This is a genomic window from Vibrio sp. SCSIO 43009 (genome assembly GCF_023716525.1).
In the GTDB taxonomy this organism is placed as follows: Bacteria; Pseudomonadota; Gammaproteobacteria; order Enterobacterales; family Vibrionaceae; genus Vibrio; species Vibrio alginolyticus.
Map to the genome: position 1 here is coordinate 1,295,387 of NZ_CP071843.1, position 14,172 is coordinate 1,309,558.

Sequence of the window (14,172 nt, forward strand, 5' to 3'; positions counted from 1 at the left end):
AGCAACAAACAACAAATTGACTGTTACTGAGGAAGTTTAAATAAAAAGGTGAGCGCATTACGCACTCACAAAAGTAACTGCTCTGAAGCTTGCTAGGATTAAATTTGCTTCATCGCGAGTTAAAGAGGTGAGGTATTACCCATCGACCTCATGCAGAACACTATACTCAGAGTATAGAAACGAGCGTAAATATATAATATTTAAAAAGATTTTCAACGCGACACATTCACCACAGCTCCTGCCGAGCGACCATCACAATCACGTCATACACACCTAAAAGCAACATTGGCCTAGTTATTATAGTTATTCAGCCTTGTATTAAGACGATTCATTAATTCGAGTAACTTATCAATAAAGGCAATTATTTTGATAAATATCACAAAAAGTCCCAAAGAAATAAAGCGAGCTAAACGCTCGCTTTATTTATGCCGCATTTTTTAAAGTTTTGTTATCACTAAAATATCGGTTGTAAACAGCACCTAAGGAGGCTGTACTTGCGAAACGATCATAGTTAAATGTTGCTTGAGCCTCTTCGGCAGAGGCGGAAAGCTTGTTGGTACCATTTACATAAATCGTCACTACCCCCTCCTTCAGTCCTGAAAGATCTAAATCAGTTGTCCATGAGTCTGAAAGCACGGTAGCCATGCCTGTGGCTTCTGTACCATCAGCGTCGACTGCTTTGATATCTATGAACTCACCATCTTCAAATCGTTCACTGCTACCACTTACTGTCACGCTTTCCACTCCAGTAACATCGTTGATAACGTCTAGGTGTATTGTCGGTGTAATTGGCATGGAGTAAGCCGTGTTCTGACTACCGGTATTTCCTGATAAGTCTTGGTAGTCACGAACAAGCAACCCCACATTGAGCTCCGACGTGCTTGGTACCACCACATCACCAGTCCAAACACTTGGGTCCGCGGTTGCCACTAATGAAGTGATCGTCGTGCCACCTAACTCCGCCGCAGCACCTTGCAATGCTTTATCGAATTCCAACGTTACCGTCACGCTTTGGCCGATGGCTTGGTGCTCAGGCGTAAACGTCACGTTAGTCAAGGTTGGCAGAGACTGCGCGAGTGTAAAGCTCTGGCTTTCACTCACTTCAATGCCGGCTGAGTTCGTCCCTGTCACAATCACGGTATAAGTGCCATTGGTTTGGTGACTCATATCCATTGCGTCACTGATCCAAGTGCCACCGGCTTGTACTGTCGCGCTGCCGCTTTTTAGTACCGTCTCGCTGCCTTGGGCTTTCACTTCAAGACGCAGGGACTGACCGTCAAAACGTGTCGACGTACCTTCGAATTGTAGCGTGGCGGCATGCGTTTCATCCACATCGCCCACTGGCGTGATGGCTAAGGTCGGCGTGATCGGCATGGAGTAAGCCGTGTTCTGGCTACCGGTATTCCCTGACAAGTCTTGGTAGTCACGAACAAGCAACCCCACATTCAGCTCTGACGTGCTTGGTACCACCACATCACCAGTCCAAACACTCGGATCCGATGTTGCCACTAATGAGGTGATCGTCGTACCGCCTAACTCCGCCGCGGCGGATTGCAGATCTTTATCGAATTCCAGCGTTACCGTCACGCTTTGACCGATGGCTTGGTGCTCAGGCGTAAACGTCACGTTAGTCAGCGTTGGCAGAGACTGCGCCAGTGTAAAGCTCTGGCTTTCACTCACTTCAATGCCCGCAGAGTTCGTCCCCGTCACCATCACAGTATAAGTGCCATTGGTTTGGTGACTCATATCCATTGCGTCACTGGTCCAAGAGCCACCAGCTTGTACCGTTGCACTGCCGCTTTTTAGTACCGTCGCGCTGCCTTGGGCTTTCACTTCAAGACGCAGGGACTGACCGTCAAAGCGTGTCGACGTACCTTCAAATTGTAGCGTGGCGGCAAGCGTTTCATCCACACTGCCCACTGGCTTAATAGCTAAGGTTGGCGTGATCGGCATGGAGTAAGCCGTGTTCTGGCTACCGGTGTTTCCTGATAAGTCTTGGTAGTCACGAACAAGCAACGCCACATTCAGCTCTGACGTGCTTGGTACCACCACATCACCAGTCCAAACACTTGGGTTCGCGGTTGCCACTAAGGAGGTGATCGTCGTGCCACCTAGTTCCGCCGCGGCGGATTGCAGATCTTTATCGAACTCTAGCGTTACCGTCACGCTTTGACCGATGGCTTGGTGCTCAGGCGTAAACGTCACGTTAGTCAAGGTTGGCAGAGACTGCGCCAGTGTAAAGCTCTGGCTTTCACTCACTTCAATGCCCGCAGAGTTCGTCCCCGTCACCATCACAGTATAAGTGCCATTGGTTTGGTGACTCATATCCATTGCGTCACTGGTCCAAGAGCCACCAGCTTGTACCGTTGCACTGCCGCTTTTTAGTACCGTCGCGCTGCCTTGGGCTTTCACTTCAAGACGCAGGGACTGACCGTCAAAGCGTGTCGACGTACCTTCAAATTGTAGCGTGGCGGCAAGCGTTTCATCCACACTGCCCACTGGCTTAATAGCTAAGGTTGGCGTGATCGGCATGGAGTAAGCCGTGTTCTGGCTACCGGTATTCCCTGATAAGTCTTGGTAGTCACGAACTAGTAACGCCACATTGAGCTCTGACGTGCTTGGTACCACCACATCACCAGTCCAAACACTTGGGTCCGCGGTTGCCACTAACGAGGTGATCGTCGTGCCACCTAACTCCGCTGCGGCGGATTGCAGATCTTTATCGAATTCCAGCGTTACCGTCACGCTTTGGCCGATGGCTTGGTGCTCAGGCGTAAACGTCACGTTAGTCAGCGTTGGCAGAGACTGCGCGAGTGTAAAGCTCTGGCTTTCACTCACTTCAATGCCGGCTGAGTTCGTCCCCGTCACCATCACGATGTAAGTGCCATTGGTTTGATGACTCATATCAATCGCGTTACTGGTCCAAGTGCCACCGGCTTGTACTGTCGCGCTGCTGCTTTTCAATACCGTCGCGCTGCCTTGGGCTTTCACTTCAAGACGCAGGGACTGGCCGTCAAAACGTGTCGACGTACCTTCGAATTGTAGCGTGGCGGCATGCGTTTCATCCACACTGCCCACTGGCGTAATAGCTAAGGTTGGCGTGATTGGCAATTCGTGAGCGGTGTTATCCTCACCTATGTTGCCAGTCAAATCTTTAAACTGACTAACAACCAAGTCGACACTTAACAGCGCGGTGCTCGGAACTTGTACATCACCAACCCAGACCTTTTTATCTGCCGTTGCTGACAGAGAACTAATGCGATTGCCGCCAAGCGTAGCGGTCGCCTCTTGGATCTCTTTGTCAAACTCAAGCGATACATTCACGCTTTGACCCACACTCTGATGCTCGGGGCTAAATGTCACATTGGTTAGTTTTGGTAAGGTTCCTTCAACCGCGATACTTAAGCTGCTTCCTTTTCCAGGAATGGTGTTGGTACTTTGGTAGCTATCGTCCTCTACCTGTATTGTTATGTTTTTATCTTGCTTTTCTGGACTGATGTAATTAACCGTCCACGTAACGTTGTCTGAAGTGGACCACGTATCTTGCTTTAACGTTCCTGTTGCGCCGTTATCACTAGCGACAAGATGGACATCTGAGATATCAAAGTTCGTAACTTCTTCTGTAAAGTTAAACGCGAGCGTAATCTCTTCGCCTCCAAAAAGAGGGGCGCTTGAAGCAGCAGATATACTTAGCCCGGGAACGGTTGCAGCTTCCACATGTGCGTCAATAGAACTCTCGTTCTTATTATCCACTTTGTCTGTTGCTGCCACCGTGATCGTATGATCGCCTTTCGGTAACAAATAGCTTATAACATAAGGCCCCGCTTCAGTTGTCGGCTCAGTAATCGCTTGAGGAGCCACAGTGCTGCCACCACTCACCGCTTTTGACGTGACGAGGTTTAAATTTTTATCTGTAATGTATGCGCTAATTTCTAGCTGATACTTATCGTTTGTCGGCACCTTAGAGGTTTGATTAGCACTTAAGCCCGAAATACTTGGAGCGTCATAATCAACAATAGATTCGATAACCTTTCCATCATAACTTTTGCCTAGTAATTCAAAGCTTGTATTCTCTCTTCCAACTGAGTCCGTCACCGTCACCTTAAGGGTATATGACCCTTGGTTATCGACGGCAAAGTTCATCATTCCATTACCACTAGATGAGATAACATCACCTGAGTAACGCAAGGAATCACCGAGGCTTGGAATAAGCTCCACAGAATATTGTGAAGCTTTCACTCTTTCTCCTTCCACCGTAGATACCGTAAACGGCTGGCTTGCCTTGGTTAAAAACAGTTTCCCACCCTGCAAACTCGTAATTCCATCGAAATCAACTGTGACTTTAGGAACACTAATATCAATGACTTTTCTGATGTCTGAATATAGCCCAACACTATCTGTTGCTTTGATGTCTACTGTGATTGAACCACGCCCCTCTAACTGAGATTTTGATAGTTCAAAGTACGTAGATGAACCGTTCCCATCCTCTACTCTTTCTTCTTGATAGCTTGGGTTTAAAACCGAATAGTTTACTTTTGCCAGGCTGCTACCAGTGTCCGTTATGTCGAAACGAAAACGAACATTATCTGGATTTGTTGGCGATTCAGTTACGATAATCTCATCGCCAACACTTGGAGATGTATTGTCAACTTTAATATCAACGGTCGCTTCACCGACTCTCGACCAAACATCCGTTGCTGTAATCGTTGTCCTGATCGTTTTACCATCCGCATCGCTAGGAAGTTCACTTGTAAATGTTGAACACTTGTAGGTTGGATCATCTGCACACACCTCTAATTGTGCAAACTTCTCCGGATTATCTTTATAGTTGTAGGATTCCGTTCCAAACCTGGCCATCACATTGTCTAGTCTAGAGTTTTCATACAGCTTAATTCTGAATTTGGCGACAAGCTGCTGACCATTAATGGTTGTGTTTCCAACCGGATCAGTAATTTCAACGACTACCGAACCTTTAGGTAATTCAAGCAGTAGATCGTGCTCTGGCGTCAAGTTTCCTGCTAAATCAGATAAGTTCTTGATTTTGTATTCTTGAGTTGTACTCAGGCCATCAATAATATCGGCATAGGATGCAGAATACGTACACTTGATATTTCCAACACCTTTGGCACAAGTCGTTGGTGTATAAGCTTTGTTGCCAAGATTACGAACCAACTTTGGATATTCATCTGAACTTTCGGTATTCACGCCTGATAAAGCATCATTAAAAGAGAGCTCAAATGTGAGCATCTTCTTCTTCAAAGCTTCATCAAACCAAACATCACTTCCTTTAAAACTGTATGAGTTACCATCCACGACTGTCGGTGCATCAATATCCACCATCGAGAAATTGAACTTGTTGATCGTTTCACGCCCATTTGTACCCAAGGTTTTAGTGATCAAAGTAACAGGTGCTTTGGTCATGTTTTGCCCAACATTGACACTACAACTGTAAGGTTCTTGCGATACGTTGATAACACCAGAAGTTGGTTGCTCATTAGTTGGTGGCGCATCTAGAGAGTTGTATTCTTCACGAACCCAACACTCTAACGTTTTGGCTTTGACCGCACTCAATGTAGTAAAGGTGACATCAAGAACACCATCAGATAAGTAATTTTGGAAGTCCAGCGGGCTTTCAACTGTTAGAACCACGCCTTCACGCTGTACGCTAAAGGTTTGGTTTACTTTTCCAACCTTTCGGTCTTTTTCATCAAGGTAACGAACTTTGTTATAAACCTTGATATCAAGTTCATAATTACCATCTTTGGCAATTTGTGTAGAAAGCAACGTTGCCGTCCAAGTGCCATCTGCAGTTTCTGAGAACGTAAAGTTAGTCCCGTTTTGCTCTCCAGAGAATCTATACGTTGAGTCAATTCGATCAACGCCACTATCATCAACAATATCAAGCGTAAGTACGATATTCCCATCTTGATAGATGGTGTTGTTTGTAATTGGCGTTCCATCCGTGTAACTCATCGCCAGCGTCACCTGCGGGATTGAGTTGTACACTTTGACGGTAAAATCTTGCTCATCACTGGTTAAGGTTGTGTTGCCACGAACATCAGACCCTTTTAAACGAATCTTGTGTGTACCCGAACCTAAATCACCAAGACTCACTTTGAGATCCTCATTGATTTTTGTACCAGGAGAGCCAGGTAATGGTTCCAGATCGCTAAACGTCCAATACTCTAGGCTTTCTCTATTTACGCCATTAATTGAAACATCACCGTTTGCATTTAGGTCTAGCGCCGTTAGGTCAAAGACATAGTTACCTAAGTAGTAGTCATTCGCATTGAAACCACTTAATCCTAATGTTGGTCCATCACGATCAAGAATAACCTTGTGCGCGTTAGAACTAGACTCAAAACCATAAATATCGGTTGCTTTTACATACAATGACGTTGTTTTTTCATCTTCAGAAATGTCTATTTTATCTGTGTCACTCTTGATAAGAGACATGACAAACTCTTTAGATGAATCCGTTGGCACAATTGTCTTAATTGGCGAATCTTTACCACTTTGATACAGCGAGACTTGCTCAAGGTCTGAATCGTCTATTACGGATTTAAATCGCACGTTGAACTCACGCCCTATAACATAGTTCTCTTTGGACAATGTGTCTTCAACCCAAGGCGTATTTAGGATGATTTCAGGGCCTTTGTTATCGGCTTGGAAGGTAAATTTCCCTGTTGTACTAACATTGGCAGGGTAAGCGTTGTCCGTCGCAGTGACGTAAAATTCATTCCATTCATCGTAATCAAATGCTTTTGAAACCAGTTGGACTTTGACGTCAGGCTGTTCACCAACTAGGTATGGTACGTCACACGCCTCTGTTAGAGGGTCACAGCTTTCTAATGTCAGAGCCTGACCAGATCCGCGGCGCAAATCTATTTTTACGTTATTGCCAGAGCTTAACGTCCCCCAATCAATGACAGGTGTCCATTGGTTATTACCACCTAAACGGCTTTGAACCTGCTCACTTTTTACAATAGGGGCTTCAGAGTCGATACGAATATTGAATCTCGGAGCGGTGCTAGTTAACTCTGAAACGGAGTTACCTAAGTTGTCCTCTGCTGCTGCAACAACTAACCAATCTCCATCACCAGGATAAATCGTAGAGCCTTGATTTGAACAAATCTCGCCCGTACATAGTTTGACTTTAAACGCGTCTTTCGAGTTACTTGCAAAGTTTTCTGGTGTATATGTTACTTTTTCACCGGTTTGCTGGTAGAAAACAAGGCCCCTCGAGGCAAGCTTATCACCAACAATATCCTCAACCTTGAAGGTTAATTCATGAGTATTGTTCGCATTTAAATAAATACCGTTTTCTACAGGTTTACCATCGACATCATTCGGTGGAAGGTAACTGGCCTTAGGGAAGTCGTTATCAATAAACACCGATTCTATAAACGGAGATTTACCATTGTAACCATACGCATTGCCATGTGGGTCCATAGCACTGGTCTCCACGGCAAACTCTATAATATCTTTTAGTTCACTAGACTGGGAGTTAAGGGTGAAGAAGTACTCTTTTCGATAAGCATTGCTGCTGTCTGAGTTTTCTACGATGTTGATGTCCAGTGGTATTTCAATATTTGGCTCATTAGCTTGATACCACATCGTGCTAAACTTCGGACCGTAAGCGTCGGTTCCTACAATACCAGAAGGATCGTCTAGGACAATTTTAGAAACAACCTCGCCAGCGATATAAAGCCTATTACCAACCATCGTCTCTCTACCGCTTTCAATGGTTAATTTTGGCTGCGGCGGCAAGGTATCGATACTGCTACCCTCTGTATCAAAAATGTTCTTACCATTTAAGTCAGGATTAGCCATCGAAATATCATCAGCATAGAGCTGCGCGATATTGGTCTCAATACCGTATTTGCTCGCCATGATTTCATAATAGGATTGCGCCAGATCTTTTCGGTAAGTTTCAGCGCCAAACGTGTAAGAATCGAGCGTAACTTGACTTCCTCCGGCCCCTATACCATTTGCTTTTCCATCGTAGCTAAAATCATCGTAAATAGCAGATGCAAAATCTAATGAGTTATTTCTTGGCATTCTCTCGGCAATACTATCAATTGCTTCAACAAGGAATCGGTGTAGATAGTCATTTGATGGCTTGTCTGGAATCGCTTTAGTCGTAAGCATTTCATTGGTTGCATAAGACACAACCGTTGGATCAAACCCAAAGAATGAGTTGTTATTCGTACCTGATAACGCGTAGCGCACCTCATCAAGAATTTGAATCGCACGTTCTGAAGTTTTCTCTCCCGCTGTCACTTGATCCCACTGGAAATCAAACAAACCAGTCTGATATGTCGATAGTTCAGTAATATAGTAAGTTTGAGAACCTTTGAGCTTAAAATACACACCAATATTGGCCTTGTTTAAGTCAACCGTTACTTTCTTGGTCCCTGGATCTCTTTTCCATTGGTAATAGTATGGCTCACTACCTTCGATACCAATTAAACGAACACGCATGAAATCATAATTCACTACGTCAGTTGTGGTTTCACAGCTCGCTACGTCAAGAGCCATAGACTGGTCACTTTCCAGTTGCTGGATAGTGGTACAACTTGCAAGTGAAGTGAATTCACCACTTGGGCTCAACCCTTCAAGTTGAGCTCGCGCACCAATAAATGGTGTCACCACTTTTATGGTTGGTAGGTCAAAGCTACTTCTAAAATATACTTCTCTTGGAGTGCTTTCGTTATCAGACTCATCGACGGTTTGAATGACTAACTTTTGACTACTGTTTTCTGATACCGATTTAAAGCTGTCACCCAAAATATCTCTTACAAAAGGAATGTAATAGATGACATCCTCTACTCGCCCATTGCTATCTAATAGCGTTTCGTGCGGAATTTTTGCGATGTAATCGTCATCGGATGCGGTTGTGTCAATAACTTGCTGAAGTGAGTAGTTGTTATCGTTGTTTTGGCTTACGAAGTACTTGACGACGAGCTTAAGCTTATTAGCGTTGGAGCCTAAAACCGTATCGGTGTTTACGTCTGAAACTTTCACACGAACATAAGGGATTTTATTCTCTTTCAATAAATTAGCGTTGAAGTTACTAAAATCTATCCCTTTTAATGAGTTCTGAATCCCTAAACTTGCGTACGCATAATCAATCTTCAGGAAATCGCGGCTTGCTTGAACATTGTCTGGGGTGTACGTATCTTGAGAGTAGATACCATCGTAAGTGGTTCGTTCACCATCTAAACCCACATTTACGTACGTCATTGACGTACCTTCAGGATAGGTTATCGTCTGTGCTGGCGCTTGATCGTCACGACTTACTGCATGCTGCGCAGAGCCCGTATTGCCTTTGCTATCCCTCGCTCGAACCTCAAAGACCGTCGTAGATAGGAATTCATCAGTTGGGTAAGCCTTACTAAACTCACAAGCATTTCCAGACTCTACAGTGACAGGAGAACATGTGACGCCCTCATGTAAGCCATCTTTAAATGAAATACTGACCGAACTAATCTCTTGCGAGCTTTCTTTTACAACCCCTTTCAGAACGTATTCTTTAAGTTGGTTATTAATTGCACTCGCCGATGTAATATCGATAACAGGCGCATCGTTATCCCATTCAAAGTTGATATGAAGACCCGAATGGCTGCCTGGAATTAACTCATTACCCAGTACATCCGCTGTATATAAGACTAACCGTGCTGCTGTTACGTTTGAGAGCCCTGTGGCAGGGTTCATATCTACACTATCGATCTCTTTGGTATTAATGTTAACTTTAACGTTGGTCTCTCGAAGGCCAACTTCAAAATCATCAAATTCAACCGAACAGAATGTGCTTCCAAAATCTTGTATGTCGTTACATTGAAATTCACCAGACCAAGAGCCATTAATCTGATACTGAATAAAGGCGGATACGTCTTCTACACCGATATCATCAACAATTTTTAGATCAACTTTATCGGTGCCAGCAAGTACATCACGGTCAATGCGTGTCACGATAGGCGCTGTGGTATCGATCTCCGTCCCATCTCGCGGTGGAATGACGCCATCTGTACTGCCATATGTACCTAAGTCATTAAGCTTCTTACTAAAGTCGACATAGTCGGCAGCATCAGTACCAGAAATATTGATACTTGGGTCGTTTACCACGATCAAAACGTGCTGAGATAAGTCACGTGTGTAAACGTCGCTGTTTATCTTTTTCTGTCCAAAGCTGAGGGGAGTCACTGCTCCTGAAGTCTTGCTCACTTCAAGACCATCAAGAACACCATCTGCAATAACATCCCGATATTGGATGTCAGCGAAGTGCATCGAAGTGTAGACGTTATCGCTGTTGCCGTATTTTTTTATAAGATCGTAAGAGTAAGACGAGTATGCTGTTAATAAAGCGCCGTATTGATGCCCAGTACTAGCAAAACTGCTTTGCCCACCTTTGGTAATATCAATAGGTTTGGTCTCATTTACGTCAAAACCATACATGCTATTGATACTATCCAAAGCAGTTGAAAAGGCACTCTCATCTGTGGCCCCCTGGGAAATTTTGTACTTTGCCAAGCCTGCTGCCAAGTTCGACAGCGGAGTAAGCATTAACTTTTGCTCACTCCCCTCTTTAAAGTTCACAACACCTTCAAATTTAAGTGTCTTCGCATTACTCACAGATACCGTTTCATTTGTAAACGGATCGGTATAACTCCCCTCTTTTGCAACAACAAAAAGAGGCATTGACGAAGATTCAAACTCTAGCAGATAGTTTCCGAAGGCATCAGACGTTGTGTTAGCCAACTTCCGACCTAAGTTTCCATTTTTGAACTCGAAAACCTCAATCTTGGCGCCATTGACTGGGGCGTCAAACACCATACCGGAAATGCTTCCTTTGCTTCTAGCTGGCGGTGTGTTGTCTCCTCCATCACCACCACCACATGCACTCAATAAAAGAGATGTAAGCGTAAGACCTAATGTTAATTTCAGCGTATTTTTAGCGAACATAGTAATTTGGCAAAATATATTTTCCCGAGATTATATTATTGAAAAATATTTTCTCAACGTGACATTAACACCAACAAAATAGGCATAAACACCAAGCCAACCGTCACTTTGACTGAATTATTAAAATTATTCTTACATCCTATAATTATTAACTTAGTTAAAACAGAGGAATTACTCATGCTTTAATGCTAGTTTTTATTTAAAATATTATACTCTACGCACAACTGTCAGTATTGATAAATCAACAAAACTAATGACTATTTTAATAATAAAAAGGAGTGTGCAAGCTCCTACCGTAGCCCTTATCACTACTGCGTTAATCATATTGATTAGCGTATCGCTTTCTCACTACTTCCTCACTCCTGTGGATAGGCTACCTACCATCAAGCCTTTAGAATTCGAAAGTAAGAATGTGCAGCCACCAATTAATAAGAATACTCGTAGGCAAAAAATCACTATCGGTGTTGTTGAATACTCTTTTGTCGCTTCATTATTAAAATCAGGAGTGAGTCAAAAAGAGATCAACTTGCTATTAGCACTTATCAAAAGCAAGTTTAATATTATTGACTCTATTAAAAGAGGTGATAACTTTATCTTAAGAACTAAATTAAATAGTAAAAATGAAACTTACATTAGTTCTTTTTACTATTTAGGCAGTAAAACTGATTTATTTATTATCAATGATGGTCACGGTAACGTATTTGATGAGCATGGTGTGTCGATAAATAATCAGTTCATGTTTTCTTCACCCTTTGATAAAAACTACAGAGTGAGCTCTGACTATGACTTAAAGCGAACACATCCAGTGACCAATATAACGACTCCGCACTTAGGCACTGATTATGCCACACCTGTAGGTACACCGATTCGTAGTATTGCTGATGGCATCGTTTTAAAGTCCCGCTACAACCGTTTTGCCGGCAACTACATTAATATCCGCCACACAAATGGCTCTGTATCACGCTACCTACACTTATCTCAGCGCAACGTCCATGTTGGTGAGAAGATCAGCCGAGGACAAGTGATAGGGAAAACGGGTAACACAGGAAGAACAACAGGGCCGCATTTACATCTTGAACTGCACATCAATGGTGTTCCGGTTGATTACGAGCGATACATTCAAAGGCACCCAAACACTGACGTAAATATAGAAATGCTGATTGCAGCGAGAAAAGAAAAAGCAGAGTTAACAGCGGAATGGCAACGGTATGAGCAGTCAAATAGGTAACAACAGCCACTTCGATTCGCTCTTTCTTCATTTATCTGAAGCGAGTCCTCGTAACCTTCTGAGCGCTTCGTAGTCTGTCGCCACTAACCAATTTCAGGATCAAAAAGAGCCGCTACATGCGGCTCTTAATGATTCTAATCTTTATTTACATACCCATGAATTGATACTTTGTGACATCACGTTTCAAACTCAGAAATTCAACAATAAACGTTATTACATAAAAGAAACTCATAACTAGTATTACTAAGTAGTCACAGAAAAAATCAATTGGTAACTACGAGACAATAAAAATGAAACGGCTTACTAGTATACTAGTAGTCGAACACATCTAGTAGATCGAGATCGAATTCGACACCACGCAGGTCATGTTCATTACACAAGTTCTTTAGCTTATCATCGCAATACAGCAAGTTACACCCTTGCATCAACGACTTAAAAACATACTTATCTGCAACGCTCAACTCGATGAACTTAAGCGACGTCAAGCCAACCGGATGCTCATCAATATATTCGTGTTTCGTATTTTCCTGGTCTTCTTCTCCAAAGCTCATGACATTGAAAACCTGAAACTTCTCACCATCAATCACTATAGGTAAAAACTCACCATCTGTTTCAATGTATGGTTTAAGCACTTCAGCCGCTCGCAGCGTCAGCACTAAACACGTTCCCCAAACAGATATGTCAGGGGTTTTTACCGATGTCTTGTAGTGAGCCGTAAATTGAACACTCTCTTCTACCCAAACATCAGACAAGCCCTCTGCTCTTACTGGCTCATTGAAAAGCCTATTCAACAGATCATCATCGCCCGCATCTATGGCCCTCTGATACGGATCATGCTCAAGAACTTTAAAGTAACGATTGAGGTTTCTTACCTGATATATACTCATTAAGCTGGTTTCCAAACTGGTTCTTTCTTCACAAGAATTTGAAGATAATGACAAATATTATCTTCATGATACTTAATTCTAGTCCCAAAAACGCGTTTACAGTTTCAAATTTCGACTAATATTCCAACCTATCTCTAAAAACCGTTGCATGTATACACGAATACATCGCCGCTAAGAAAACTGAGACAAAAAGAGCGCTACTTACGGCTCATAATGATTCGAACCTCCTATCGAAACAACCATAAAGTGATATCTACGATTTCTTTCACTTCAATAGCTTACTCAAAAAGCAACCATTTGTTGATATCACTTAAAGGAACCATAAGTTGATATTTTTGTGAACCCGACAGTTTACTAAAAAACCATAGGTAAGAAAGTTACCTTCAGTATTACTGTACAACCACTTCATGTAAAGATTTCTCTGCGGGAAAAGGAATATAGCTAACCCAGCCGTATTGATATTTAGCTTCACTTGCTTCTGCACCGACCAATAGGTTTCTCAGTATTTATCCGTTGGACGTCAGACGCAAAGCTGGAGGCCAATCTAACTATCAGCCAGCATGCGAACAATTACTTGAGACTCAGGATCTTTAAGAATATGCGCTTGGGATAACGCCAGTTCTTTAAGTACGTTCAACCCGACCTCGACTAAATATTGGTAAGAGATACCAACCATGATATACATACGACGTTTGTTGCTATGACTAAAATTACAAACAGTTGAGCTCCAAATAACACTGTTCTAACTAGAAATGTAAAGGCCATCTGCCGTCTAAAACACGGGAGTGAATAAACCAATATCAACCAAGCTACCTGAGCAGCTTCCGAATTCAACAAACCCACCTTTTTTGTTCGGCTTCAGAAATAAAATCATGATACCTGCGGCAGTGTTGCTCAGGGTGCCTTTCAGAGCTAAACCAATCGCTAAACCCGCTGCACCCACTAAAGCTATCAAACTGGCAACATCTACAAGTGCGACTAAACAAACCGCATAAGAAGCCACTTGAGACAGCGAGCGATAATTTCATCTCCACCACTGACTTTGTCTGTCTTTTTGAATATCCCGAGGTTGACGAGCTTGGATACCACATA

5 protein-coding genes are annotated in these 14,172 nt (G+C 43.2%); 1 reads left to right on the forward strand and 4 read right to left on the reverse strand.

Going from position 1 to position 14,172, the window contains the following annotated elements; all coding sequences use genetic code 11:
• Nucleotides 1-423 precede the first annotated feature (423 nt).
• Nucleotides 424-10,965: a tandem large repeat gene (locus J4N43_RS21310; protein ID WP_242013633.1), complete on the reverse strand. Its 10,542-nt coding sequence runs from the start codon at nucleotides 10,963-10,965 to the stop codon at nucleotides 424-426.
• Nucleotides 10,966-11,218: 253 nt separating this feature from the next.
• Between J4N43_RS21310 and J4N43_RS21315 the strand changes: the two genes are divergently transcribed.
• Nucleotides 11,219-12,193: a M23 family metallopeptidase gene (locus J4N43_RS21315; protein ID WP_053349235.1), complete on the forward strand. Its 975-nt coding sequence runs from the start codon at nucleotides 11,219-11,221 to the stop codon at nucleotides 12,191-12,193.
• 311 nt (nucleotides 12,194-12,504) lie between these two features.
• On the opposite strand, the gene J4N43_RS21320 is transcribed toward J4N43_RS21315, so the two are convergent.
• From J4N43_RS21320 to J4N43_RS24695, 3 genes are all read right to left on the reverse strand, one after another.
• Nucleotides 12,505-13,080: a hypothetical protein gene (locus J4N43_RS21320; RefSeq protein ID WP_033906398.1), complete on the reverse strand. Its 576-nt coding sequence runs from the start codon at nucleotides 13,078-13,080 to the stop codon at nucleotides 12,505-12,507.
• Between the two features lie 544 nt (nucleotides 13,081-13,624).
• Nucleotides 13,625-13,765 carry a hypothetical protein gene (locus J4N43_RS24690; protein ID WP_372061284.1) on the reverse strand — a complete coding sequence of 47 codons (141 nt, stop codon included), beginning with the start codon at nucleotides 13,763-13,765 and terminating at the stop codon, nucleotides 13,625-13,627.
• Nucleotides 13,766-13,852: 87 nt separating this feature from the next.
• A complete protein-coding gene (locus J4N43_RS24695) occupies nucleotides 13,853-14,083 on the reverse strand; it encodes a mechanosensitive ion channel domain-containing protein (RefSeq protein ID WP_373924676.1) in 231 nt (76 codons plus the stop codon).
• Between the last annotated feature and the right edge of the window lie 89 nt (nucleotides 14,084-14,172).